The organism is Streptomyces sp. TRD_SC_5 (assembly GCF_056836825.1).
On sequence record NZ_JBWZZS010000001.1, the window covers coordinates 6,292,105 to 6,317,218 of the forward strand.

General features: G+C 70.7%; 24 protein-coding genes. 20 read left to right on the forward strand and 4 right to left on the reverse strand.

The window, feature by feature from the left end; all coding sequences use genetic code 11:
- Nucleotides 1–71 precede the first annotated feature (71 nt).
- From AC1P0E_RS28835 to rbsD, 11 genes are all read left to right on the forward strand, one after another.
- Nucleotides 72–1,280, forward strand: a complete 1,209-nt coding sequence (locus AC1P0E_RS28835) for an NAD(P)/FAD-dependent oxidoreductase (protein ID WP_482745031.1) — start codon at nucleotides 72–74, stop codon at nucleotides 1,278–1,280.
- Nucleotides 1,277–1,606, forward strand: a complete 330-nt coding sequence (locus AC1P0E_RS28840) for a (2Fe-2S)-binding protein (RefSeq protein WP_482745032.1) — start codon at nucleotides 1,277–1,279, stop codon at nucleotides 1,604–1,606. The genes AC1P0E_RS28835 and AC1P0E_RS28840 overlap by 4 nt, the downstream gene beginning before the upstream one ends.
- Nucleotides 1,581–3,029 carry an FAD/NAD(P)-dependent oxidoreductase gene (locus AC1P0E_RS28845; RefSeq protein WP_482745033.1) on the forward strand — a complete coding sequence of 483 codons (1,449 nt, stop codon included), beginning with the start codon at nucleotides 1,581–1,583 and terminating at the stop codon, nucleotides 3,027–3,029. The genes AC1P0E_RS28840 and AC1P0E_RS28845 overlap by 26 nt, the downstream gene beginning before the upstream one ends.
- A 191-nt stretch (nucleotides 3,030–3,220) precedes the next feature.
- Nucleotides 3,221–4,123: a dihydrodipicolinate synthase family protein gene (locus AC1P0E_RS28850; RefSeq protein ID WP_482745034.1), complete on the forward strand. Its 903-nt coding sequence runs from the start codon at nucleotides 3,221–3,223 to the stop codon at nucleotides 4,121–4,123.
- Nucleotides 4,116–5,114: a proline racemase family protein gene (locus AC1P0E_RS28855; protein WP_482745035.1), complete on the forward strand. Its 999-nt coding sequence runs from the start codon at nucleotides 4,116–4,118 to the stop codon at nucleotides 5,112–5,114. Before AC1P0E_RS28850 ends, AC1P0E_RS28855 begins: the two co-directional genes overlap by 8 nt.
- Before the next feature lie 68 nt (nucleotides 5,115–5,182).
- Nucleotides 5,183–5,872, forward strand: a complete 690-nt coding sequence (locus tag AC1P0E_RS28860; protein WP_482745036.1) for a GntR family transcriptional regulator — start codon at nucleotides 5,183–5,185, stop codon at nucleotides 5,870–5,872.
- 136 nt (nucleotides 5,873–6,008) lie between these two features.
- Entirely contained in the window at nucleotides 6,009–7,025 is a 1,017-nt protein-coding gene (locus AC1P0E_RS28865) for a LacI family DNA-binding transcriptional regulator (protein ID WP_482745037.1), read from the forward strand.
- Entirely contained in the window at nucleotides 7,022–8,560 is a 1,539-nt protein-coding gene (locus AC1P0E_RS28870) for a sugar ABC transporter ATP-binding protein (RefSeq protein ID WP_482745038.1), read from the forward strand. The genes AC1P0E_RS28865 and AC1P0E_RS28870 overlap by 4 nt, the downstream gene beginning before the upstream one ends.
- On the forward strand, nucleotides 8,550–10,505 hold the full coding sequence (locus AC1P0E_RS28875; protein WP_482745039.1) for an ABC transporter permease/substrate-binding protein: 1,956 nt from the start codon (nucleotides 8,550–8,552) through the stop codon (nucleotides 10,503–10,505). The genes AC1P0E_RS28870 and AC1P0E_RS28875 overlap by 11 nt, the downstream gene beginning before the upstream one ends.
- Before the next feature lie 26 nt (nucleotides 10,506–10,531).
- Nucleotides 10,532–11,452, forward strand: a complete 921-nt coding sequence (locus tag AC1P0E_RS28880) for a ribokinase (RefSeq protein ID WP_482745940.1) — start codon at nucleotides 10,532–10,534, stop codon at nucleotides 11,450–11,452.
- Nucleotides 11,449–11,838 carry a D-ribose pyranase gene (gene rbsD / locus AC1P0E_RS28885; RefSeq protein ID WP_482745040.1) on the forward strand — a complete coding sequence of 130 codons (390 nt, stop codon included), beginning with the start codon at nucleotides 11,449–11,451 and terminating at the stop codon, nucleotides 11,836–11,838. The genes AC1P0E_RS28880 and rbsD overlap by 4 nt, the downstream gene beginning before the upstream one ends.
- 66 nt (nucleotides 11,839–11,904) lie before the next feature.
- Here the strand turns inward: rbsD and AC1P0E_RS28890 are convergent, their stop codons facing one another.
- A complete protein-coding gene (locus AC1P0E_RS28890) occupies nucleotides 11,905–12,414 on the reverse strand; it encodes a CHRD domain-containing protein (protein WP_482745041.1) in 510 nt (169 codons plus the stop codon).
- 304 nt (nucleotides 12,415–12,718) lie between these two features.
- On the opposite strand from AC1P0E_RS28890, the gene AC1P0E_RS28895 reads away from it, so the two are divergent.
- The 7 genes from AC1P0E_RS28895 to AC1P0E_RS28925 all read left to right on the forward strand — a co-directional run bounded on the left by AC1P0E_RS28895 (nucleotide 12,719) and on the right by AC1P0E_RS28925 (nucleotide 21,348).
- Nucleotides 12,719–13,504, forward strand: a complete 786-nt coding sequence (locus tag AC1P0E_RS28895) for a peptidoglycan recognition protein family protein (RefSeq protein ID WP_482745042.1) — start codon at nucleotides 12,719–12,721, stop codon at nucleotides 13,502–13,504.
- A 114-nt stretch (nucleotides 13,505–13,618) separates the two neighbouring features.
- Nucleotides 13,619–14,407 carry an SAM-dependent methyltransferase gene (locus tag AC1P0E_RS28900; RefSeq protein WP_482745043.1) on the forward strand — a complete coding sequence of 263 codons (789 nt, stop codon included), beginning with the start codon at nucleotides 13,619–13,621 and terminating at the stop codon, nucleotides 14,405–14,407.
- Between the two features lie 71 nt (nucleotides 14,408–14,478).
- Nucleotides 14,479–15,384, forward strand: a complete 906-nt coding sequence (locus AC1P0E_RS28905) for a LysR family transcriptional regulator (RefSeq protein ID WP_482745044.1) — start codon at nucleotides 14,479–14,481, stop codon at nucleotides 15,382–15,384.
- Between the two features lie 99 nt (nucleotides 15,385–15,483).
- Nucleotides 15,484–16,056 (forward strand): cysteine dioxygenase family protein, encoded by a 573-nt coding sequence (locus tag AC1P0E_RS28910; RefSeq protein ID WP_482745045.1) that lies wholly within the window; start codon nucleotides 15,484–15,486, stop codon nucleotides 16,054–16,056.
- A gap of 144 nt (nucleotides 16,057–16,200) precedes the next feature.
- A complete protein-coding gene (locus AC1P0E_RS28915; RefSeq protein WP_482745046.1) occupies nucleotides 16,201–17,526 on the forward strand; it encodes an MFS transporter in 1,326 nt (441 codons plus the stop codon).
- A 91-nt stretch (nucleotides 17,527–17,617) separates the two neighbouring features.
- Nucleotides 17,618–18,370: a 4'-phosphopantetheinyl transferase family protein gene (locus AC1P0E_RS28920; RefSeq protein ID WP_482745047.1), complete on the forward strand. Its 753-nt coding sequence runs from the start codon at nucleotides 17,618–17,620 to the stop codon at nucleotides 18,368–18,370.
- A 350-nt stretch (nucleotides 18,371–18,720) separates the two neighbouring features.
- Nucleotides 18,721–21,348: an ATP-binding protein gene (locus tag AC1P0E_RS28925; RefSeq protein ID WP_482745048.1), complete on the forward strand. Its 2,628-nt coding sequence runs from the start codon at nucleotides 18,721–18,723 to the stop codon at nucleotides 21,346–21,348.
- 93 nt (nucleotides 21,349–21,441) lie between these two features.
- Here AC1P0E_RS28925 and AC1P0E_RS28930 read toward each other — a convergent pair whose 3' ends face one another.
- The 3 genes from AC1P0E_RS28930 to AC1P0E_RS28940 all read right to left on the reverse strand — a co-directional run bounded on the left by AC1P0E_RS28930 (nucleotide 21,442) and on the right by AC1P0E_RS28940 (nucleotide 23,747).
- Nucleotides 21,442–22,695, reverse strand: a complete 1,254-nt coding sequence (locus tag AC1P0E_RS28930) for an SGNH/GDSL hydrolase family protein (protein ID WP_482745049.1) — start codon at nucleotides 22,693–22,695, stop codon at nucleotides 21,442–21,444.
- Nucleotides 22,696–22,815: 120 nt separating this feature from the next.
- Nucleotides 22,816–23,298 carry a hypothetical protein gene (locus AC1P0E_RS28935; RefSeq protein WP_482745050.1) on the reverse strand — a complete coding sequence of 161 codons (483 nt, stop codon included), beginning with the start codon at nucleotides 23,296–23,298 and terminating at the stop codon, nucleotides 22,816–22,818.
- An 8-nt stretch (nucleotides 23,299–23,306) separates the two neighbouring features.
- A complete protein-coding gene (locus AC1P0E_RS28940) occupies nucleotides 23,307–23,747 on the reverse strand; it encodes an ATP-binding protein (RefSeq protein WP_482745051.1) in 441 nt (146 codons plus the stop codon).
- Nucleotides 23,748–23,954: 207 nt separating this feature from the next.
- On the opposite strand from AC1P0E_RS28940, the gene AC1P0E_RS28945 reads away from it, so the two are divergent.
- Nucleotides 23,955–24,824: a helix-turn-helix domain-containing protein gene (locus AC1P0E_RS28945; RefSeq protein WP_482745052.1), complete on the forward strand. Its 870-nt coding sequence runs from the start codon at nucleotides 23,955–23,957 to the stop codon at nucleotides 24,822–24,824.
- A 1-nt stretch (nucleotide 24,825) separates the two neighbouring features.
- On the forward strand, nucleotides 24,826–25,062 hold the full coding sequence (locus tag AC1P0E_RS28950; protein WP_028815506.1) for a DUF397 domain-containing protein: 237 nt from the start codon (nucleotides 24,826–24,828) through the stop codon (nucleotides 25,060–25,062).
- The last annotated feature ends 52 nt before the right edge of the window (nucleotides 25,063–25,114 follow it).

Consider the following 25,114-nt stretch of genomic DNA (forward strand, 5'->3'; position numbering starts at 1 on the left):
TCTTGCTCCCGGTGAGGAAACCCAGCGTAGAGACCCTTGGCGCGAAAGGGAACATGTGACATTGTACTGGCGTGAGAAACCGACTGACCTGCGACGTTGTGGTGGTTGGGGCCGGAATCGTGGGTGCTGCCTGCGCCCTCTACGCGGCCCGGGCGGGCTTGCGCACCGTTCTCGTCGACCGTGGGCCGGTGGGCGGCGGGACAACCGGCGCGGGTGAGGGAAATCTGCTGGTCTCCGACAAGGAGCCGGGGCCGGAGCTCGAACTCGCCCTGCTCTCCGGGCGGTTGTGGCGGGAGCTTGTTGATGCTGAACCCGGGTTGCGTGCCAGTGTCGAGTACGAGGCCAAAGGGGGAGTCGTGGTTGCCTCCCGACCCGAGGGGCTCACCGCTTTGCAGGACTTCGCCGCGCGCCAACGGGCGGCCGGTGTCGAGGCGGTGGGTGTTGGTGCGGATGAACTCTGTGCGCTTGAGCCGCATTTGGTGCGTGGGCTCGCGGGTGGTGTCCACTATCCGCAGGACTGTCAGGTGATGCCGGCCCTTGCCGCTGCTCATTTCGTACGGGCGGCCCGGTCGGCCGGAGCGGAGTTGCGTACCGGTACGGCTGTGACTGCTGTGCTGCGGACGGGTGCTGGTAGTGGGCGCGTGCTCGGCGTGCGTACCGGCCACGGGGACATTCATGCGCCGGCCGTCGTCAACGCGGCCGGGACGTGGGGCGGTGAAGTCGCCGCGCTGGCCGGTGTGCACCTGCCTGTGCTTCCCCGGCGCGGCTTCGTCCTGGTGACGGAGCCGCTGCCGCCGAGGACCATCCGGCACAAGGTGTACGCCGCGGATTACGTCGCCGACGTGGCCAGCGACTCCGCCGCATTGCAGACCTCGGCGGTCGTCGAGGGGACGGCCGCCGGGCCCGTACTGATCGGTGCCAGCCGGGAGCGGGTCGGCTTCGACCGGACGTTCTCGCTGCCCGTGGTACGGCGGCTCGCCGCGCGTGCGACCGCGCTCTTTCCGGTACTGGGGCGGGTCAGCGCCCTGCGCGGATACCTCGGTTTCCGGCCGTACCTGCCGGACCACCTGCCGGCTGTCGGTCCGGATGCGCGGGTGCCGGGTCTCTACCACGCGTGCGGGCACGAGGGGGCGGGGGTCGGGCTTGCCACGGGTACGGGGTACTTGATCGCCCAGGTCCTCAGGGGGGAGGCGCCGGGGCTGGACCTCTCGGCTTTCCGGCCTGAACGTTTTCCGGTTCCGGTTTCGGTTTCGGCTCCTGATTCTGAGGTGGCTCGGTGAGGCTTCGTCGTACTACGCCGCTGAAGCTTGTACGCGCCCGGCCCGGGCCAGGGTTCGCGGTCACTCTCGACGGGCGGCGCGTCGACGCGCTGCCCGGCCAGACCGTCGCTGCCGTGCTGTGGTCGGCGGGCATCACCGCGTGGCGCACGACGCGCGACGGCGGGCAGCCGCGCGGTGTCTTCTGCGGCATCGGGGTTTGCTTCGACTGTCTGGTTACGGTCAATGACCGCCCGAACCAGCGGGCTTGCCTGGTGACGGTGTCGCCGGGCGACGCGATCCGTACGCAGGGAGGAACCGGTCATGGTGCCGATGCCTGTGCTGAGTGAGGTTCGGGCCGAGCTCGCCGTCGTCGGCGCGGGTCCTGCCGGGCTTGCCGCCGCCGTCGTCGCCGCGGATCTCGGCGTACGCGTCGCCCTCGTCGACTCCGCCGCGCAGGCGGGCGGGCAGTTCTACCGGCAGCCCGACGCGCGGCTGGGCGCGCGGCGGCCTCAGGCGTTGCATCACGCGTGGGGGACCTGGAAGCGCCTGAGGTCCCGGCTGGACGCCCACGTCGGTGCCGGCCTCGTCACGCACCTCGCCGACCTCCATGTGTGGTTCGTGGAGCGGCTCGACGGGGGTGCGTTCGCCGTGCACGCGCTCGTCGGCCCCGAGCAGGTGGAGTCCCGGTCGGTGCGGGCCGACGCCGTTCTCCTTGCGACCGGTGGGTACGAGAAGGTGCTGCCGTTCCCCGGCTGGACGCTGCCGGGGGTGGTCACGGCGGGTGGCGCGCAGGCCATGCTCAAGGGCGGTCTCGTGCTGCCCGGCCGTGCCGTCGTGGTTGCCGGGACCGGGCCACTGCTGATGCCGGTGGCTGTGGGGCTCGCGGCGGCCGGGGCGAGGGTGGCGGCGCTGATCGAGTCGGCTGATCCCAAGTCGCTTGTGCGGCAAGGGCCGAGGCTTCTCGCGCAGCCGGGCAAGCTGGCCGAGGGGGCGCTGTACGCTGCCGGGCTGCTTCGGCACAGGGTTGACGTCCTGACCCGCCATACGGTCGTTGCCGCGCATGGCGTGGGCAAGCTGGAAGCCGTGACCGTGGCGGCGCTGGACGCCGACGGGCGGGTACGGCCCGGCACGGGGCGGCGGATCGTCTGCGACACCCTTGCGGTGGGTCACGGCATGCTGCCGCACACCGACCTCGCCGGGGGGCTCGGCTGCCGCCTCGAAGGTACTGGCGACGGTGGCTCGGGGGTGGCTGTGGACGATGAGCAGCGGACCGATGTGCCGGGTGTCTGGGCGGCGGGTGAGGCCACTGGTATTGGGGGAGCGGCGCTCTCCCTGGCCGAGGGAGAGATTGCCGGGCGCTCGATCGCGGCCCGGCTCCGGGGGCGTGAGCCCGACCGGCGGGAGTGGAGGGCGGCGGCCAAGTCCCGTGGTCGGCTGCGGGAGTTCTTCGAGGCGATCGACTCTGTATTCGCGCCGCCTGTGCATTGGGTGGAGCAGGTCAGCGACAGCACGATCGTCTGCCGCTGCGAGGAGGTCCCGGCTTCCGCCGTCCGCGAGGCGGTGACGGAACTGGGCGCCACCGATCTGCGCACCGTCAAACTGCTGACCCGCGCCGGAATGGGCTGGTGCCAGGGGCGCGTGTGCGCGCCCGGGGTCGCGGGGGTGGCCGGCTGCCCACCGGGGGCGGGCCTGCGGCCGTTCGCGCGGCCGGTTCCGCTGGCGGTGCTGGCGGGGGAGGGGAGCTTGGACGGGGTGGGGGAGCCGCCGTGATCCGGGGCGGTGGGGTCGGTGCCGCGCCGGGGCGTCTCCTCGGGCGTCGAACGTTCGGGTACGTCGGTTTTCGTTGGGGTGGTTGCGTTCGACGCCCTGCGGGGAGCGCCCCGACACGTCCCCTCCCGGCATCGTGCATTGCTGGGCCCCCCGGGCCGACCGCGTACGTCACATCGATGGAAAGAGGCTTCATGGATCTGAACGTCACTCCTTGGCGCGGTGTCCTGGTCGCCACCGCGCTGCCCCTGCGTCAGGACCTCAGTGTTGATTACGACGCCTTCGGCGAGCACTGCGCCTGGCTCGTCGACAACGGTTGCGACGGCGTCGTGCCGAACGGCTCGCTCGGCGAGTACCAGGTTCTTACGCCGCAGGAGCGCGCCAAGGTCGTCGAGACCGCCGTCGCCGCCGTCGGTGGGCAGCGTGTGATGCCGGGCGTCGCCGCCTACGGATCCGCCGAGGCGCGCCGCTGGGCCGAGCAGGCCCGGGACGCCGGCTGTGCCTCGGTCATGCTGCTTCCGCCGAATGCCTACCGCGCCGACGAGCGTTCCGTACTCGCCCATTACGAGGAGGTCGCGCTGGCGGGTGTCCCGGTCGTCGCGTACAACAACCCGCACGACACCAAGGTCGACCTGACGCCGGCGTTGCTTGCGACTCTGCACGCGGCCGGACACATTCAGGCGGTCAAGGAGTTCTCCGGAGACGTCCGGCGGATTTATGAGATTGCTGAACTCGCGCCCGGACTCGATGTGTTGGCCGGTGCTGACGACGTTCTTCTGGAGTTGGCCGTCGGGGGTGCCAAGGGGTGGGTGTCCGGGTGTCCCAATGCCCTTCCCGAGGTGTCTGTGGAGCTTTTCCGCTCGGTGATGGGTGGGGATCTCGCCACCGCGGTTCCCCTCTACCGAGAGCTTCATGCGCTGCACCGCTGGGACTCCAAGACCGAGTTCGTTCAGGCGATCAAGCTCGCCATGGACGTTGTCGGCCGTCATGGGGGGCCGTGCCGCCCGCCGCGTGTCCCTCTTCTGCCCGAGCAGGCGGCAGCCGTCCGCGCCGCCACGGAGAGGGCTGCTGCCGCCGGGAGCCCCAGCCATGCGTAGCAAACTCGTTCTGCACGCGGTCGATTCACACACCGAGGGCATGCCCACCCGGGTGATCACCGGCGGCGTGGGCACGATACCCGGCGCGACCATGTCCGAGCGCCGTGCCTACTTCCTCGAACACCTCGACCATCTGCGCACCCTGCTGATGTACGAGCCGCGCGGCCATGCGGCGATGAGTGGCGCGATCCTCCAGCCGCCCACCCGGCCGGACGCGGACTTCGGCGTGCTGTTCGTTGAGGTATCGGGCTGTCTCCCGATGTGCGGGCACGGCACCATCGGGGTGGCGACCGTACTCGTCGAGACGGGGATGGTTCCCGTTCGCGAGCCTGTCACCGTCATCCGGCTCGACACCCCCGCAGGGCTGGTCACTGCCGAGGTGGCAGTGACGGATGGTGCTGCCGCCGCTGTCACGCTGCGCAATGTGCCGTCGTTCTGTGTGGGGCTCGATCGCAAGGCGACGCCGGCTGACGGGCGGACCGTCACTTACGACCTCGCGTACGGCGGGAACTTCTACGCGATCCTGCCGCTGGAGCAGTTCGGTCTGCCCTTCGACCGGGGGCGCAAGGACGAGATCCTCGCGGCGGGTCTCTCCCTCATGGACGCGATCAATGCAGAGCCTCCTGTTCACCCCGAGGACTCGACCATCAGTGGCTGCCATCATGTGCAGTTGCTGGCTCCCGGCTCCACGGCCGAGCACTCCCGCCACGCCATGGTCATCCACCCCGGCTGGTTCGACCGCTCACCCTGCGGTACGGGCACCAGCGCGCGGATGGCGCAGCTGTATGCGCGGGGGGAGTTGGGGTTGTCTCAGGACTTCGTCAACGATTCCTTTGTCGGTACGTCGTTCACCGGGCGGCTTTTGGGGACGGCCGAGGTCGGTGGGGTGCCGGCTGTACTGCCCGCCATTACCGGTCGCGCTTGGATCACCGCCACTGCCCAGTACCTGCTCGATCCGACCGATCCCTTTCCCGCCGGCTTTCTGCTTTAGCTCCGGTGTGGTGCCGCGTGACATAGCACTAAGATCGGTCGACGCGTACCAGATCCAGGAGGACTCCCATGGCCGCTGAGCGGAACCAGGTCGCGGCCCGGTCGGCAGGGCCGGATCTGCCGTCGCTCGGCGGTCGCGAGAGTTACCGCGAGCGCGTCGCCGACGCCCTGCGTGCGGCCCTGATCGCCGGTGAACTGCGCCCGGGCGATGTCTACTCGGCGCCCAGCCTCGCCGCCCGCTTCGGGGTCTCGGCGACGCCCGTACGCGAGGCGATGCTGGACCTCGCCAAGGAGGGGCTGGTCGACACCGTTCCCAACAAGGGGTTCAGAGTCACCGCCGTCTCCGATCAGCAGCTGGACGAGTACAAACAGATTCGGTCATTGATCGAGATTCCTACGGTCGCGGGGCTCGCCACCAGCGCGGACCCCGGTGACCTGGAAGCCCTCCGGCCGGTCGCCCGGGCCATCGTCACCTCCGCCGCCGCGGGCGACCTCATCGCGTACGTCGAAGCCGACCGCCGGTTCCACCTGGGCCTGCTCGCGCTGGCAGGCAACGACCACCTGGTCGAGGTGGTCGGTGACCTGCGCAAGCGTTCCCGGCTGTACGGCCTTACGGCCCTGGTCGAGCGCGGGTTGCTGGAGGCGTCGGCGGAGGAACACCTCGAACTCCTCGACGCGCTGCTGGCCCGTGACACCGAACAGGCCCGCGCCATCATGAGCCGCCACCTTGGCCATGTACGCGATAAGTGGGCCGGCTGACCGACCTCTTGCGCTGAGCCCTGCCGCGTCACGATTGGGTCTCGCTGTGGGGGTGGGGTCTTGTTTCTGTGGCATGTAATCGATTCCAATCGTGCGTGTAATCGATTCCACGGAGCCCACAAGGAGGTGGTCCGGCGTGGCGAGCATCAAAGACGTCGCCGCTGAGGCAGGCGTGTCCGTTGCCACGGTCTCGCGTGTCCTCAACAGCCATCCGTCCGTCAGCCCCGACGCGCGCACCCGCGTCCTCGCCGCCGTCGACGCGCTCGGCTACCGGCCCAACGCCGTGGCCCGGTCGCTGCGCACCGACCAGACGCGCACCCTCGGGCTGGTCATCAGCGACGTACTCAATCCGTACTTCACCGCGCTGGCCCGGTCCGTCGAGGAAGCGGCACGCGCGCTCGGTTACAGCGTCATCATCGGGAACGCCGATGAGCGGCCCGACCTGCAGGACCACCACGTCCGTACGCTCCTCGACCGCCGGATCGACGGGCTTCTCGTGTCGCCTGCGGACGGGGGATCGCCGCAGCTGCGCGACGCCGCGCGCGGGGGCACCCCCATGGTCTTCGTGGACCGCTGGATTCCGGGGGTGGACGTGCCGGTCGTGCGCGCCGACGGGTGCCCTGCCGTACGGGATCTGGTGGCCCATCTGTACCGCCTGGGGCACCGCAAGCTCGCCATCATCGCGGGACCCGCGGCCACCACCACCGGCAGCGAACGCGTCGAAGCCTTCCGCGAGGCGCTGAGTGAGCACGGGCTGCCGCTGCCCGACGTCTACATCGGGCAGGGCGACTTCCAGGCCGACAGCGGACGGCGTGCCACCGAGGGGTTCCTCGCCCTGCCCGAGCCGCCCGAAGTCGTCTTCGCCGCCGACAACCTGATGGCGCTCGGCGCGCTGGACGCGATCCGCGCGCGCGGCATGCGCGTGCCGCAGGACATCGGGCTCGCCGCCTTCGACGACATTCCGTGGTTCGTCCACACCGATCCGCCGATCACGGCCATCGCCCAGCCCACCGGCGAGCTCGGCCGGGCCGCCGTACGAGCGCTGGTCGACCTCATCGAAGGCCGGCCCCCGCAGTCGGTCACCCTCCCCGCCCGTCTCGTCGTACGCCGGTCCTGCGGCGAGGGCGAGGAAAGTCCAAGGAGCGATCTGTGAGCGGTCAGGACGAGTTGCTGCGCATCGAAGGCATACGCAAGACCTTCCCCGGCGTCGTCGCGCTCGACTCCGTCGACTTCGATCTGCGGCGCGGCGAAGTGCATGTGCTGCTCGGTGAGAACGGCGCCGGAAAGAGCACGCTGATCAAGATGCTGTCCGGTGCGTACCGGCCCGACAGCGGCCGGATTCTCGTCGACGGGAACGAGGTCCGGGTGCAGGGTGCGCAGGACGCCGAGCGGCTCGGCATCGCCACCATCTACCAGGAGTTCAACCTGGTGCCCGAACTGACCGTCGCCGAGAACATCTTCCTCGGCCGCCAGCCCCGGCGCTTCGGGATGATCGACCGCAAGCGGATGGAGGCCGAAGCCGAAGAGCTGCTGAAGCGGGTCGGAGTGCGGGTCCCGGCGAAGACCAAGGTGCGCGAACTGGGCATCGCCCGGCTCCAGATGGTCGAGATCGCGAAGGCGCTGAGTCTTGACGCGCGCGTCCTCATCATGGACGAGCCGACCGCCGTACTGACCAGCGAGGAAGTGGAAAAGCTCTTCCGGATCGTGCGGCAGCTGCGCGAGGACGGGGTGGGCATCGTCTTCATCACCCATCATCTTGAGGAAATCGCGGCGCTCGGCGACCGCGTCACTGTTCTGCGGGACGGGCGCAGCATCGAGCAGGTGCCCGCCTCTACGCCCGAGGACGAGCTCGTACGGCTGATGGTCGGGCGCTCCATCGAGCAGCAGTACCCGCGTGAACGCCCAAAGGAGTCGGGTGACGCGCTGCTGTGCGTGCGGGGGCTGACGCGCGGTGGTGTCTTCCACGACGTCAGCTTCGAGGTGCGCGCGGGTGAGGTCGTCGGGCTCGCCGGTCTCGTCGGCGCCGGACGCACCGAGGTCGTACGCGCCGTCTTCGGCGCCGACCCCTACGACGCCGGGTCTGTCGAGGTGCGCGGTGAGCGGCTGGGGAAGGGGGACGTGAATGCCGCCATGGGCGCCGGAATCGGGCTCGTACCCGAGGACCGCAAGGGGCAGGGGCTGGTGCTCGACGCCTCCGTGCAGGAGAACCTCGGGCTGGTCACGCTGCGTTCGGCCACCCGTGGCGGACTCGTGGACCGCAAGGGGCAGCGGGTGGCCGCCGCCCGGATCGCCGAGCAGCTGGGTGTACGGATGGCAGGCCTCGGCCAGCACGTCCGTACCCTCTCCGGCGGCAACCAGCAGAAGGTCGTCATAGGGAAGTGGCTGCTCGCCGACACCGAAGTGCTGATCCTCGACGAGCCGACGCGTGGCATCGACGTCGGTGCCAAGGTCGAGATCTATCAGTTGATCAATGAGCTGACCGCTTCCGGGCACGCCGTACTGATGATCTCCAGCGACCTGCCCGAAGTCCTCGGTATGAGCGACCGGGTGCTGGTCATGGCCCAGGGCCGGATCGCCGGTGAACTCCTCGCGCACGAAGCGACCCAGGACGCGGTGATGGCGCTTGCCGTCAGCGCCCCGGACCTGGGCGCAACCAAGAACGAAGTGGAGGGCCCCCGTGGCCACTGACACGCTCAAGAGCAACACGGGCGCGAGTGGCGCCGCGAGTACGGTCCGCCGCATCCTGCTCGACAACGGCGCGCTCAGCGCCCTGGTCGTCCTGGTGGTGGCGATGTCGCTGCTCTCCGGCGACTTCCTGACCACGCAGAATCTGCTGAACGTGGGTGTGCAGGCCGCCGTCACCGCGATCCTCGCGTTCGGCGTCACCTTCGTCATCGTCTCGGCGGGCATCGACCTGTCGGTCGGGTCGGTGGCCGCGCTCTCGGCGACCGTCCTCGCCTGGATGGCCACGTCCGAGGGCGTCCCGGTGTGGATCGCCGTGATCCTCGCCGTCGGTACGGGCATCGCCTGCGGCCTCGTCAACGGGGCCCTCGTCTCGTACGGGAAACTCCCGCCGTTCATCGCCACGCTGGCCATGCTCTCGATCGGCCGCGGCCTGTCCCTGGTCATCTCGCAGGGCAGCCCGATCCCGTTCCCCGAGTCGGTTTCGGTGCTCGGCGACACGCTCGGCGGCCGGCTGCCGGTTCCGGTGCTCGTGATGATCGTGATGGGGCTCGTGACCGCGCTCATTCTCGGGCGTACGTACATCGGACGCTCGATGTACGCCATCGGCGGCAACGAGGAAGCGGCCAGGCTCTCGGGGCTGCGCGTCAAGCGGCAGAAGCTCGTCATCTACGCGCTGTCCGGCCTCTTCGCCGCCGTCGCGGGCATCGTCCTCGCGTCCCGGCTCGCCTCCGCTCAGCCGCAGGCCGCGCAGGGGTACGAACTCGACGCCATCGCCGCGGTCGTCATCGGCGGCGCCAGCCTGGCCGGCGGCGTCGGCAAGGCGTCCGGCACCCTGATCGGCGCGCTCATACTCGCCGTACTCCGCAACGGTCTGAACCTGCTGTCCGTTTCGGCCTTCTGGCAGCAGGTCGTCATCGGCGTCGTCATCGCGCTCGCCGTACTGCTGGACACGCTGCGGCGGCGGGCAGGGGGCGGGGCGGCTTCCTCGGCGTCCTCCGCGGGCGCGTCCGGGAACGGTCGAAAGGGTGCGGCGAAACTCGCGGCAGGCGCGGTGTGCGTGGCGGCCGTTGTCGGAGGGGTGTCGTACTTCAACTTTGGGTCCACCGGTACGGCCACCAAGGTCGGCATGTCGCTCTCCACGCTCAACAACCCCTTCTTCGTACAGATGAAGGCGGGTGCTCAGGCGGAGGCCGAGGACGCGGGTATCGACCTCACGGTGACGGATGCCCAGAACGACGCGTCCCAGCAGGCCAACCAGCTCCAGAACTTCACCGGCGAAGGCGTGAAGTCGATCATCGTCAACCCGGTGGACTCGGACGCGGTCGGTCCTGCCGTACGGGCCGCCAACAAGGCCGGCATCCCGGTGGTCGCCGCCGACCGTGGCGTCAACAAGGCGGACACAGCCACGCTCGTCGCCTCGGACAATGTCGCCGGCGGCAGGCTCGCCGCGAAGTCGCTGGCCGAGAAGCTCGGCGGCAAGGGCGAGATCATCGTGCTGCAGGGCACCGCGGGCACCTCCGCCAGCCGCGAGCGCGGCAAGGGCTTCGGGGAGGGGCTGAAGGCGTATCCGGGGATCAAGGTCGTCGCCAGCCAGCCGGCGGACTTCGACCGCACCAAGGGGCTGGATGTGATGACCAACCTGCTCCAGTCCAACCCCGGGATCACCGGTGTCTTCGCCGAGAACGACGAGATGGCGCTCGGCGCGGTCAAGGCGCTCGGCAGCAAGGCCGGCAAGTCGGTCGCAGTCGTCGGCTTCGACGGGACGCCGGACGGCCTCAAGGCGGTCGAGGCGGGCACGCTGTACGCGTCCGTGGCCCAGCAGCCGAAGGAACTCGGGAAGATCGCGGTCCGGAACGCGGTCAGGGCGGCGCAGGGCAAGGAGGTCGACAGCATGGTAAAGGTGCCGGTCAAGGTCGTGACGAAGAAGAACGTCGCCGACTTCTCGTGACCGCGAACAGCGAAGGCAGGACAGGCATGTACGACTTCGACCTGCTCGTCGTGGGATCGGCCAACGCCGACCTGGTGATCGGCGTCGAGCGCCGCCCCGCGCCCGGCGAGACCGTTCTCGGCTCCGACCTGGCCGTCCACCCGGGCGGCAAGGGCGCCAACCAGGCCGTCGCCGCCGCCCGCCTCGGCGCCAGGACGGCGCTGCTGGCCCGCGTCGGCGACGACGCCCACGGGCGGCTGCTGCTGGAATCGCAGCGCGCGGCCGGTGTGGACACCGGTGGTGTACGGGTCGGCGGAGCGCCCACCGGGGTCGCGCTGATCACCGTGGACCCCTCGGGCGACAACAGCATCGTCGTCTCGCCCGGGGCCAACGCCCGGCTGACCCCACAGGACGTCCGCGACGCCGCCGGCCTCTTCGCGGGCGCCCGGGTCGTCTCGGCGCAGCTGGAGATCCCCCTGGAGACAGTGGCCGAAGTGGTACGTGCGCGGGCGGCCGGGACACGGTTCGTACTGAACCCGTCGCCGCCGGCGCCGCTGCCCCCCGAAGTGCTCGCGGCCTGCGACCCGCTGGTCCTCAACGAGCACGAGGCCGTGTTCATGCTCGGTGACGATCCGGATGCGCGAGACGGTGCGGGCCCGGAGGACCGGGCGCGGGCGCTGCTCGCGCTCGGCGCGCGGTCGGTGGTCGTCACGCTGGGCGCGCAGGGCGCACTGGTCGCCGAAAGCGGGAGGGACGCCACCGCTGTACGGGTTCCGAGCCCCCGGGTCGGCGCCGTCGACACCACGGGCGCGGGTGACGCCTTCACCGCGGCCCTGGCCTGGCGGCTCGGCCTGGGCGAGGACTTGGCGACGGCTGCGGCCTTCGCGGTACGGGTGGGCGCGGCCGCCGTCACCAAGGAGGGGGCGCAGGCGTCCTTCCCGACCGCCGCGGAGGTCGCGGCGCTGTGAAGAAGGCCGGAATTCTGAACAGTCGTCTGGCCGGGGCGCTGGCCGGTCTCGGCCATGGCGACGGAGTCCTGGTCTGCGACGTGGGCATGCCGGTACCGGCCGGCCCGCAGGTCGTGGATCTGGCCTTCCGAGCCGGAATACCGTCCTTCGCCGACGTACTCGAAGGGCTGCTCGCCGAGCTGGTGGTCGAGGGCGCGACGGCCGCCCAGGAGGTACGGGAGGCGAATCCGGCGGCGGCCCGGCTGCTGGAGGCATGCCTTCCGGGGCTGGAACTGGTGCCGCACGACCGGCTCAAGGCGCTGTTGGCCGGGGCCCGGCTGGTGGTACGGACGGGGGAGGCACGTCCGTACGCGAACGTACTGCTGCGCTGCGGCGTCTTCTTCTGACGGAAGCCGGGGCAGACGTCGCCGGACGGGCTCGCGCCGAGCCCGTCCGGCGATCGGCCGACGTACCTAGCGGCGGTGGAGCTGCCCGCGAATCGCCCCGTCGGGGTACGGACGGTTGTGGACGTTCGCGTAGAACTTGCCGGGCTTGCCGACGATCTGCTTGAGCTCGTGGTACGTCAGGACCTTGGCGGCGTTTCTCTCGTTCTCGTGCCGCTGCGCCTTGATGCAGCCCTTCGACGACCCGTACTTGGGCGTCTTGAGCGTGACGGCGACGGGCCCGGACGTACCCCGCTTGCCCCGGTGGATGTGCGCGGCGGTGGGCTTTGCGATCTTGCGTACGTTCAGCGAGTAGCACAGGGTGCCGTGCTTGATCTCGTACCAGAACTCGCCGCTGCCGTCACGGTCGCCCGGGCCGGGCACTTCCTGGCGGCCGGTGAGGTCGGCCCGGCCGTGGGTGACCCTGTCACCGCGGTCGTCGGCGGGGCCGGGACTCGCCGCGACGGCCGGAGAGGCCAGGACGGCGAGGGTGGCCGCGCAGGAAACGGCCGAGACCATCAGGGTGGTCGGAACGCGCATGGACGTCTCATCTCTGTGTCGGGCGATCGGAGCAGCGCGGAGCCCGGTGGCTCGCACTGATGTGGGATCGCTCGTCCCAGAGAAGAACAGCCATGACCATCCCTCAACATTTGTACGGCTGGATGGGGGCGCCGGCGGTGGATGACTGGCCCGAGCCCGGCCATGACGGCGGCGCGAGTCGGGGGCCGTCCCACTCCCCGGCCTGTGCTTGCCGCGAGCCTCGCTCGGCTGTTTCCCCCTCTGGCGGACCTCGTCTGGCGGACCTCGTATGGCGGGCGGTTCCGGCCCGGCGGAGAGTCTGACCATGCGCGTCCTCCGTGTGGCGCTGTGCTGTGTGCCCGGAGCCACGGTCATCGGGCTCATGCTGCTGTGGGCCACGGCCGTCGACCCGGCCGCGTCCTCCGTACGGGCCGATCCGTATCAGCACCGGTCCGTCATGCCCGCGGCCGCCGCGCCAGTACGCCGGGCGTCCTCGGCGCACCTCGCCCCGCCGCCGCGCATCGTGCCCCGGGAGGAGTGGCTGCGGGGTGCGAAGTACCGTCGCCCGCCCGCCCGCTACGCCCACCCGGTCGAGGCGGTCGTCGTCCACCACACCAACTCCCCGAACGGCTACGACTGCGCCGACGTCCCGCGCATCATCCGCGAGGTGTACAAGGCGCAGGCGGGTGCCAGGCACTGGGACGACATCGGGTACAACTTCCTCGTCGACCGGTGCGGCGCGATCTACGAGGGCCGCGCGGGCGGCACCGGCCGGCCCGTCGTCGGAGCGCACGCCCAGGGCTTCAACCATCACACGGCGGGTATCGCCGCCATCGGCGTCTTCACGGCAGGTGTGCCGGTCCCGAAGCCCATGACCGATGCCATCGCGGCGCTCGTCGCCTGGAAGCTCGGCATGTCGGACGTCGATCCGCGCTCGATGGTGCGGTTGGTGTCCACGAACAGCCTGAGCAAGTACCCGAAGGGGACGAACGCGCTGCTGAGCGCCGTATCGGGCCACAACGACGGCTATTCAACGCAATGCCCCGGCGCCGCCCTGGCGGCCGAGCTCCCCGCGATCAGGAGGACGGCCGCCCGCCTCCAGGGCCGCTAGCGGCACCTCCGTCAGTCAAGTAGGCGCGGGGCGGCCGGTGTTGGGTCGCGTGAGGCAAAAGGTTAGGTTGGTGGCTGATCGTACGTTCGGATGATGTCCTGTAGGAGGCAAGTCATGGCCGGGATCGACATCGACACCGGGAAGCCGCACTCCGCCCGTTTCTGGAACTACTTTGTCGGAGGCAAGGACAACTACGAGGTGGACCGTCGGATCGGTGACGAGATCAAGGCGATATTCCCGGGTCTTGTGGATGTCGCCCTGACCAGCCGCCACTTCCTCGGCCGCGCGGTGCGCACGCTCGTCGCCGAGCAGGGCGTCCGGCAGTTCCTCGACATCGGTACGGGCCTGCCGACCGCCGACAACACGCACGAGGTCGCCCAGCGGGCCGCCCCCGAATCCCGGATCGTGTACGTCGACAACGACCCGCTGGTGCTCACGCACGCCCGCGCCCTGCTGGTCAGCGCACCGGAAGGCGTCACGGACTACCTGGACGCGAACCTGTACGAGCCGGACGCCGTGCTGGCCGGGGCGGCGCGCACGCTCGACTTCGACCGGCCCGTGGGGCTGATGCTGCTCAACGTGCTCGGGCATGTCGCCGACTACGAGGAGGCCCGGGCGTTGGTGTCCCGTTTCGTCGCCGCACTGCCGTCGGGCAGCTACCTGGTGATCAGCGACTGCACCGCCACCAGCGAGGGCATGATCGCCGCTTCGAAGGCGTACAACTCCAGCGGCGCGGTCCCGTATCACGTGCGCAGCGTCGAAGAGGTCGCCGGATACTTCGACGGGCTGGAGTTCCTCGACCCCGGGTTCGTACAGGTCACGCGGTGGCGGCCGCAGGAGGGGGACGCGGTGGGACCGGGCCCCTCTGTCGACGCCTATGCGGGAGTGGCGCGCAAGCCGTAAACCCGTGAGGTGATCCATCACGGCTGAATGTGTGATGTTGGTGCGACCCAAACTCTGCTTATGCTTCACGGGTGTTCGACACGCGGCACATCAGGACCTTCCACGAAGTGGTCAGGACCGGCTCGTACTCCGCCGCTGCCCGCGCCCTCGGATACACGCAGCCCGCGATCACGCAGCAGATGAAGGCTCTCGAACGCGACGTCGGTACGCCCCTGTTCACCCGTGCCGGCCGTGGTCTGCGGCTCACCGAGGCCGGGGAGACCCTGTCGCGGCACGCGGCCGTCATCCTGGACAACATGTCTGCCGCGCGGCAGCAGATGAACTCCCTCACCCGGCTGCGCGCGGGGCGGGTGCGTGTCTGCGCCTTCCCCAGCGCGAACGCCACCCTCGTCCCCGAGGCCATGGCCCTGCTGGCCGCCGGCCGCCCGGGGGTGGGAGTGGAGCTCCTGGAGGACGAGCCGCCCGAGTCGCTGCGGCGGCTCGTGCGCGGGGAATGCGACATCACACTCGCCTTCACCTATCCGGGGCTGCACGAGGACGTGCCGGACGAGGTGATGGAAGTACCGCTGATGGAAGACCAGTTGCTCGTCCTGCTTCCCGCCGGTCACCCGCTGGCGCGGCGCCGCGCCGTGCGGTTGGCCGACCTCGCGGGGGAGCGCTGGATCGCGGGCTGCCCGCGCTGTCGCGTCCACTTCCTCCACGAGTGCGCGGAACAGGGCTTCCCGCCCGACATCGCCTTCACCACCGACGACAACCTTGTGGTGCAGAGTCTCGTCGCGGAGGGCCTCGGCGTGGCGATGATGCCGGGGCTGGTGCTCAGCTTCCTGCACCACCCGAAGGTGGCGGGGCGCGCGCTGCAGCCTGCGTCTCGGCGGCAGGTTTCGGCGTACGTCCTGCGGGAGCATCTGCGGATTCCGGCCACGGCGCTGGTGCTCCGGGAACTCAGGACGGTCGCGGCGGGCAAGGTCGGTTGCTGATCGCTGCGCTGCAGGAGTGTCAACTCATAAGTATCGCTTGCGCGATGGCGTACAAATCCTTCTTGGACGTCGCCAGCCGGGCGGCGCGAAGCTGCCCGTATGACCACTTCGAGCACAGCCACGGCCGGGCTGACGACCGCGCGTCTCGCCGTATTGATCTGCGAAGTCCGCGAGGCCGTCGGGCTCGGCCTGCCGCCCGACCCGACGGCGTACCTCGTCGGCGAACGGCTCGCGCCGCACCTCAGCGCCGACGACCTGCTCACCGCCGGGCAGCGGGCGAGCGATGCCGAGCGCTACCGCCAGCATCTGCTGCACGCGGAGCGCGACGGGAGCTTCTCGGTCGTGGCGCTCGTCTGGCTGCCGGGACAGCGCACCTGCGTGCACGACCATGTGGCGTGGTGCACGACCGGCGTCCACGCGGGCGCCGAACACGAGCGGCGTTACCGGCTCGTCCCGTACTGCGACGGTACGGCGGCGCGGCTGGTCGCCACGGAGGACATCGTCAACCCGCAGGGGACGGTGTGCGGGTTCGCGCCGCCCGGTGACATCCACCAGGTCTGGAACGCGGGAACGGACGTGGCGATCTCGCTGCACGTGTACGGCGCGGACCTGTCGCGCCTCGGTACGAGCGTCCGCCGGTCCTACGAGTTGAGCGCTGAGCTTGAGCGCTGAGTCTTGCGTACCGACCCATTGACACGGGCGGAGGGCGGGCGGAAACTGCGGGCGCGCCCGATCACGAACTTAAGTTCACTGGGCGAACCGCCCCTCCTGGAGGGGGGAACGCTCACTCGTCCCCGTCGACCCGAAGGTTCCCCCGTGCCCCAGAGATCCCTTCGCCCCGTGGCGCTCGTCCTCGGCCTGTGCTGGCTGGTCGTCTTCTTCGACGGCATGGACGTCAACATCTACGGCGCGGTCATGCCGCACATGCTCGACGACGAGGGTCTGGGGCTCACCCCCTCCAGTGCCGGCACCATCGGCAGCTGGACCACCTTCGGCATGCTCCTGGGTGCGCTGGCCGCCGGAAACCTCACCGACTGGCTGGGGCGGCGGCCCGTCGTGATCTGGTCCGTGATCCTCTTCTCGCTCGGTTCCGCGCTCTGCGCGCTCGCCGAAGGGCCCGCGTTCTTCGGCGCGGGGCGTTTCGTCGCCGGCCTCGGTCTCGGCGGGCTGATGCCCACCTGCCTGGCCATGGTCATGGAGTTCGCCCCGCGAGGCCGCGTCGCCCTCGCGACCGGGCTGCTGATGACCTCGTACCACGCGGGTGGCATGGTGGCCACCGGCCTCGGCCTGTCGCTGGCCCCGGCGTTCGGCTGGCGCTGGGTGTTCTGGGCCGGTGTCGCCCCCGCGATCGTCGCCGTACCGCTCATCGTCCGCTATCTGCCGGAGTCACCCGGTGTGCTGCTCGCGCGCGGCCGCCGCGCCGAGGCCGACGCGATCGCCGTACGGTACGGACTGGAGCGCCCCGAGCCCGCCGAGGCGCCGGCCGCGGGCGCGAAGGGCCGCTGGGACTCGGTGCTCGCGCTGTTCGCCCCCGGGTGCCGCTGGGCGACCCCGCTGCTGTGGGTCGCGTCCTTCTGCGGGCTGCTTCTCGTGTACGGAGTGAGCACCTGGCTCCCGCAGTTGATGCGCGCGTCTGGCTACGGCCTCACCTCCTCCATCAGCTTCCTGATGGTGATCAACGCGGGCGGCATCGTCGGCATGCTGATCGCCGGGCGCACCGCCGACCGCTTCGGCGCGGTGCGTGTTTCCGCGCTGTGGTTCGTACTCACCGCCGTCGGCGCGCTGTTGATGGGACAGGAGCTCGAACTGGCGCTGATGTACGGCGTCGTGTTCATCACCGGCGTCTGGCTGTTCAGTGCCCAGGTGATGGTCTACGCCGCCACCAACACCGTCTACGCGCCCGGCCAGCGCGCCACCGGCCTCGGCTGGGTCACCGGCGTGGGCAGGCTCGGCGCTGTCGTCGGTCCCTCGCTGGGCGGCGCCCTGGTGGCGAACGGCATGCAGGACTGGGGATTCACCGCCTTCGCGGTGGCCGGACTCTGCGGAGCCGCGGCGATTTCACTGGTGCCGCTGTCGGCGCGCCGGGGCAAGCGCGGTGCCGGCGCCGGCAGTAAGGAATCCGCGGCGACGTCCGCGGCCTGACAGCCGGAATTCGGCGGGGAATTCCTCGGGAGTTCCTCCTCGGCGGTGGAATTCCCCGAGGCATCCCCTGCGTACTGCCTATGCTCGGCCGGTGAACGGAACCGTGATGTACGTGCCCATGACTCCGGTTCTCGGAGAGCCCGCTTCCATCGGGTGCGGGCCGGAGTCGTCGAAGGACGGCGGCGCGGCGCCCGCGCTGTGGAGTGTGGATGCCGACCGGCAGGGGGATGTCGCGGCGCGGCTCGCCGTCGGCGTACTCGACGACGGTGAGAAGGAGCGCGCGGCGTCGTTCGTCCGCGAGGCCGACCGCAGGTGTTACGTCACGGCCCATGTGGCGCTCAGGTCGGTGCTGGGCGCCTGCCTGGGAATCGAACCGGCCGCCGTACGTCTCCACCGTGAGCCGTGCGTGTCCTGCGGCGGCCCGCACGGGCGGCCCGCTACGGCGGACGGTCCGGTGCACTTCTCGCTTTCGCACAGCGGCAGCGTGGCGCTGATCGCCTGCGCCGCGGTGCCCGTGGGGGTGGACGTGGAGGCGGTCCCGGGGCCCGGCGTGGTGCGGGAGGTCGCGGGGGAGCTGCATCCGCGGGAGACCGCCGAGCTTTCTGCCATGGCCGAGGCCGGGAGGGCCGCCGCCTTCGCGCGTGTGTGGGCGCGCAAGGAGGCTTACCTCAAGGGGCTCGGGATCGGCATCGCGCGCGGCCTCTCGCTCGACTATCTCGGCGCCGGTCCGACGGTGGTGAACCATCCGGCGGGGTGGCTGGTCAGTGATGTGGCGGCGCCGGACGGATTCGCGGCCGCCGTCGCGGTTCAGTCCGCATCCGCATCCGATTCCGAACAGGCATGAACGCTCAGGCATGAACGCTCAGGCATGGACCGCTGTACTGCACCCCGCGACGGCACCGCCCGGGGGCGCGTCGTGGCGTTCCCGCACGTGGGCGCCGGCCCCAACGCCCTGCTGCCAGTGCTGAACTCGCTGCCCTCCACCACCGTTCCGCCTGTCTCCCTCCGCCGGTTGTATACGACCCCGACCGCCCGCGCGTTGACCGGAACCCCGAAATCCGGGGCCCGGGCGGACCAGTGGGGCGGTCACCGGGTAACGCTCGTTCACTCGTACCGGACCAAAGTGCGCGCAACGATTCCACCCGCAGCGCCGGCGGGCTACGCTCGAGGTCCGACACGGTTTGGGGAGGGATGATGGTGTCCGGCCCGGAGCACCCGGTCACTGTCCCGCTGCTGGAGCGCGAGACGGAACTCGCCGCCGCCGCACACGCCGTCGAAGCGCTTTGCGCCGACGTTCCTGCCGGCGGAGTTCTCGTTTGCAGCGGCGAGGCCGGCCTCGGCAAGACAGCCCTGCTGTCCGAGATCCGGCGACTCGCCGCCGGACGTTGCACAGCGTGGACCGTGCGTGGTGGTGAGACCGTCACCTCCGTCCCCTTCCACGTCGTACGGCAACTCCTGCAGCCCGCGCTCGCGCTGCCCGGCCCGGTGGACGCCAGGGAGCTGCTCGGCGACGGGTACGAGATCATCGGCCCCGCGCTCGGAGTGGCGCCGCCCGGCGGGCGGGCCGACCCGCAGGGCGTCCGCGACGGCCTGGACGCGCTGCTCCTACGCCTGGCAGCCGTGCACCGGCCGCTCGTCCTGATCGTCGACGACGCGCACTGGTGCGACCTGGAGACGCTCGGCTGGCTGGCGTCCTTCGTCCAGCGCGAGGACCTTCCCGTGCTCGTCGTCATCGCGTACCGCACCGAGGAACCGACCGGCGACACCGCGGAGTTCATCCGGGCGATGGAGGCAGCCGCCGGGCAGTGCGTGTCCCTGCGGGCGCTCACTCCCGACGCCGTGGCGAGCCTCGCACGGACCGCACTGGGCGAGCACGCCGACGCTCCGTTCTGCCGGGAGGTGTGGGCGGTCACCGGCGGCAACCTCTACGAGACCGTGGAGCTCGTCGCCAAAGTGCGCGACGAACGCCTGGACCCCGTGGAGGGTTCCGCGGGTGCCCTGCGCGCCCTCGGCGCGTCGGCGCGCGGCACCGGCCTGATCGCCAGGCTCGAAAAACTGGGCACCGACACCACCAGGTTCGCCTGGGCGGCGGCCATCCTCGGCACGGAGATCTCGCTGGACCTGGCCGCATCGCTCGCCGGGCTGGGCCGCGCCCATGCCGCCGACTGCGCCGAACGGCTGCGCGCGGCCCGCATCCTCGAGGGCCTGGACCCGATGGAGTTCGTCCACCCGCTCATCGCGGGCGCCGTATACCGCGCCATCGCGCCGGCCACCCGCACCGCCATGCACGGCCAGGCCGCCTGGGCCGTCACGCAGGCGGGCAGAGGCGCGGCGGCCGCCGCCAGGCACCTCCTCGAAGTCCACCCGGACGACGACCCGAAGCTGGTCGCCCAGCTGCGCGAGGCCGCGTCACAGCACCTCGCCGTCGGCGCTCCGGACGCCGCCAGGCGCTGTCTGGAGCGCGCCGTCCAGGAGCCCCCGCTGCCGGAAGAGCATGCCTCGGTGCTGTACGAACTGGGCTGCGCCACCCTCCTGACCTCGCCCGCCACCACCGTTGGCCATCTGCGGGCCGCCCTCGGCATGCCGGGCCTGGACGCGGGACAGCGCGTCGACGCGGTCTTCCGGCTGTCGCAGGCACTCACCCACAACAACCAGACGCGGGAAGCGGCGCAGGTCGTGGCCGCCGAGGTCGCCAGGACCGCCCCCGGGCCCACGAGGTTGCGGCTCCAGGCCGTGCACTTCCTCTGGGAGGGCGTGCAGGCGTCCGAGGACGACGGCCTCGGACGTTCCCGGCGGCTCGCCGAGATGACCGACGGTCTGCAGGGCCGCGACAATTCCGAACGAGTCCTGCTCATACTGAGGGCCTTCGACGGCACCGCACGCGGGGAGAACGCGGAGGAGATCGTCCAGATCTGCGACCGCGCCCTGCTCGACGGCACGCTCGCGCCGGGCCTCGGCTGGACCAACACCGCCTGGGGCTTCGAGCCGCCGGCGCTGCTCGGCCTCACGTACGCCTTCGCGGACCGGCTCGACCGGGCCGAGAGCCTCTTCGACGAGGCGCTGTGCGCCTTCGAGATCTCCGGCTGGAGCGGCGGCCATCTGGCCTTCGCCCACGCCCTCGTCGGCTACCTCCAGCGCCGGCGCGGAAGGCTCGACCGGGCCGAGATGTACCTGCGCGAGAGTCTGCGCCTCGCCGAGCGCGTCGGGAACGGTCTGCCGATGCACTGGGACGCCGCCTGCATGCTCATCGACACGCTGCTCGCGCGCGGCAGGATCGACGCAGCCCAGGAGGCGGCCGACCGGCATGCGTTCGCGCCGCCGTACCCGTCGTCGATCGTCATTCCCGACGCCCAGTGCGTCCGCGGAAGGCTGCTGCTCGCCCAGGGACGCACCAAGGAGGCCGTCGTCGAACTCGAAGCGGCGGGTGTGGCGTTGACCGCTCGCGGCCGGCACAACGGTGTCATGGCCCCCTGGGCGAGTGATCTTGTCCGCGCGGTGGCCGCCGACGACCCCGCTCGTGCGGCCGCCCTCGCCGCGTACGTACGGGACCGGGCGGAGCGCTTCGGTACGGACACCGCCATCGGGGAGTCACTGCGCTGTGCGGCCGCCCTGGAGGAGGGCGAACAGGCAGTGGAGCTGCTGGCCAAGGCGGTCGCGTTCCTCGAAGGGTCTCCCTGTGCGTACGAGCACGCTCTGGCCCGCGTCGACTACGGCGTCGCGGCACGGTCCGAGGGTGAGCTGACCCGCGGCCTGGCCCTCGCCGAGAAGTGCAGCGCCGACGGCCTGGTGAAGCGTGCCCGGGAGGCGCTGCGTTCGCTCTGAGGACCGAAGCCGACTCCGGCGGCGCGGACCCACGCGGGGAAGAGTCCGCACGTCATGACCCTCCCCCGCGTGAACGCCCCAATCACCAGTGGTCTAACGCCGGGAACAGCGCAGGCTCTTCAGGTCGACGGTGTCTGCCATCGTCCGCATCCCGAGGTCGTTGGGGTGGAGATGATCGCCGCTGTTGTACGCCGGAAGAATCCGGGACGGCGCGCCCGGATCCATGACCGCCTTGTCGAAGTCCACGACCGCGTCGAACGCGCCGCTCTCACGGATGAACGCGTTGACCTCCTGCCGCACGGCTTCGCCTGCCGGCGTCCACTCCCGCCAGCCTTCGTACGGCATGACGGTCGCCCCGACGACGCACACGCCGGCGGCGTGCGACCTGTCGACGAGCTGACGGTAACCGGCGATCAGTTCGGAGGCTGTCGGCGCGGGAACGCCCTTGATGTCGTTGACCCCTTCGAGCAGCACCATGGTGCGCACGCCGTGCTGCGAGAGCACGTCCCGGTCGAGGCGCTTGAGGGCGCTCTCACCGGAGCCGTCCTTGAGGACCTTGTTGCCCGAGATCCCCTCGTTGGCGACGCCCTTGATGCGTGAGCCGGGGTCGGCTTCCAGCCGACGGGCCAGGAAGTCCGGCCAGCGGCGGTTGGTGTCACGGGTGGAGATGGCGCCGTCGGTGATCGAGTCGCCGAGCGTGGCCACGGCCCCCGTGCCGCGCCGGGCGCCCACGGTCACGGCGTCGAGGTAGAACCACGAGGTGATCTTCTGGGTGTAGGGCGTGGCGGAGTCGTCAGCCGCGTGATTGCCGACGGGTGCGATGTACGACGTCTGCAGGGCCATCTTGTGACCGGTGGCGGCGCCGCCCGCACTCCGTACGTACAGGCTGACGGCCAGGTCGGACTGCGGCCGCACCGTGCCGGGCAGTGGGTCGCTGTAGACGGAGCCGCCGGGCGGGACGGTCACCGACGGCGATCCGGCGAAGGACAGTGGCCGGTTGGTGCCCGGCACCAGCGCGGCGCCTGTGGCCCGCAGTCCGGCGTACGCGCGGCCGAAGGTCACCGGCTGGGTGCCGAAGGCGTTGGAGAGCCGGATCCGCAACCCGCTGCCGCCGGCGCTGGTGTGCACGACGAGCCGGTACGTACGCTCGGGGCCGGCACCGGCGGTGGACAGCCTGTCCGTGCCGGCGGCCCACGTGACGACGGGCGTTCGGCCCGCCTCGGCGGCCTGCGGCGGGGGCGTGGGCTCGGCGGTGGAGGGCGTTCCGGCGGCGAGGACCGTTCCGACCGCCACGGCGACGGCGGTCAGGGCGTGCGGTGCGTGCCTGCGTAACGTGGATCTGTTCATGGCGCGGACATTCCTCCCCTGGGCATGGGCATGCGAGAACTGGCACTCAGGGAATTGACTCGCGGCACGGCACGGGCTGTCCAGGGTGCGGAACCGGAACAGTCGCTCGCACGGGGGTGGTCAGGACCCCTGATGCGGCACATTGGACCACGCCGGATCGGTGCCCGCGACCCGGCAGACCATCAGGTAGAGCGGAATCGGCGGCGTGTACGGCGCGCTGCCCTCCGGCACGTGGATCAGACGCGGACGCGTCGCGGGTACGTACGCCCCGGGGACGTAGCGGGCGGGCTGCGGCCAGACGAGCCCGAGGTCCGACTCCGCAGGCACGATCCACCACCACCAGTCGGCGTCGGCGAAGACGCATCCGGGCCGGGACAGATGCGCCATCATCCGGAATCCGTGCCGCGCGGGAAGCCCCACGGCGTCGCAGCCGAGCGGTGTGGACAGGTTGCGCGGTACGGGCAGGCTGATGCGTCCGCCGCCCCGCTCGCTGTGCTGTGCGCCGTTCTGCGGAGCGTTCTGCAAGCCGCCCCGCGAGCCGTTCTGTACGCCGCTCCCGGTGCGGCGCCCGCGCGAGAGGCGGCCGGCCGGCAGGCTGGTCATCACGGACCTCAGCAAGGAAGCTCCGCCCAGACGATGCGTCCCGGACCGTCCGCGGCATCGCGCGTTCCCCAGAAGCTGCTCAGGGTGTCGACGAGCTGCAGCCCCCGCCCGTGCTCCTCGTCGCCGGCCTGCCGCAGCTGCGGCCCGGTGGGGCGCCGCCCCTGGTCCTTCACGGCGACACGCAAGCGGCCGTCACTGTCGCGCAGTTCGCACACGATCTGCGCGCTCGCGGTGTGCAGTACGGCATTGGTGAACAGTTCGGTGACGATCAGTGCCGCCGTGTCGCAGAGGTCCTCGCCGACGCACCACTGCGCCAGCTGTTGCCGGGTCAGGCGCCGGGCGCAGGAAACGAACTCGGCGCGTGCCGGCAACTCGAACCCGTACCGGCGTATGGCCGTCCCCCGGCAGCGGTCCATGAGCTGGGGGACGAGCGCAGTGCCTGGTGCCACGAGCGTTTCCTCACGGTGTGGGGGCAGCGCCGGAGAGCTGCTTCCCCTCGGTGGGCAGCGCGCGGCATCCGCGTGAACTGGTTCACAGTGCAACTCTCCCTCTGAACGCGACACTTGGCAAGGGCCACTATGAAAATTACAGAGTGTCGTTTCTTTGGTCGCGGCTGCGTGGCACACTGCTCGCAACAGCCCACGGGGAGGTCTGAAGTGAGTGAACCGAGGCCCGCCCCGACGGTGGGTCAGGTCGTTCTCGGGAAGCGCCTGATGGACCTTCGCGAGAGGGCCGGCCTGAGCCGCGAGGAGGCCGCCAAGGTGCTCCGCGTCACCCCGGCCACCATCAGGAGGATGGAGACGGCCGAGGTCGCGCTCAAGATTCCCTACGCACAGCTCCTGCTGCAGGCGTACGGCCGTTCCCCGGAAGACATCGAATCCTTCGTCGAGCTGGCCGAGGAGGCGAACAGGCCCGGCTGGTGGCAGCGGTTCCACGGCATCCTGCCCGACTGGTTCAGCATGTACGTGAGCCTGGAGGGCGCCGCGTCGCTCATCAGGGCGTACGAGCCCCAGTTCGTGCCGGGCCTCCTGCAGACGGAGAGCTACGCCCGCGCCATCATGCGCAGCGGAGCCGTCGGCCGGGCCGGCTCCGATGCCGCCAACGACATCGAGCGGCATGTGGCACTGCGCATGGAGCGCCAGAGCCTCCTCACCCGCCCCGGCGCTCCGAAGTTCTGGGTCGTCATGGACGAGACGGTCCTGCGCCGGCCGGTCGGCAGTCCGGATGTGCTGGGGGAGCAGATCGACCGCCTCCTGGAGGCCGTCGAGATGCCGAACGTCACCCTGCAGATCGCCGAGTTCACTACCGGGCACCACCCCGGTACGTACGGCCCGTTCGTCCTTTTCCGCTTCGCCGTGCCGGAACTCCCGGACATGGTCTACAGCGAGTACCTGACCGGCGCCGTCTATCTCGACGCGCGCCCCGAGGTGGCAGCCCACCTCGAAGTCATGGACCGCATGGCGGCTCAGGCCGCGACTGCACAACGCACAAAGGAGATCCTCAAGAATCTCCGCGAGGAGCTGTGAGATGGACCGGATATACAACGGCATGCCCGCGAACGACCTGCCCGCGGAGGGCTGGTACAAGCCGTGGAGCGGCGGCAACGGCGGCAACTGCATCGAGGCCATGAAGCTGGCGGACGGCAGGGTCGCCGTGCGCCAGTCTGCCGATCCCGAGGGTCCCGCGCTGATCTACACGCCCGGTGAGATCGCCGCGTTCATCCAGGGAGCGAAGGCGGGCCAGGCGGACTTCCTGCTGACCTGAACGCCCTGACCTCCCGCTGCCCCACCCTTTTCGCTTTCACCGTCACCGTCAC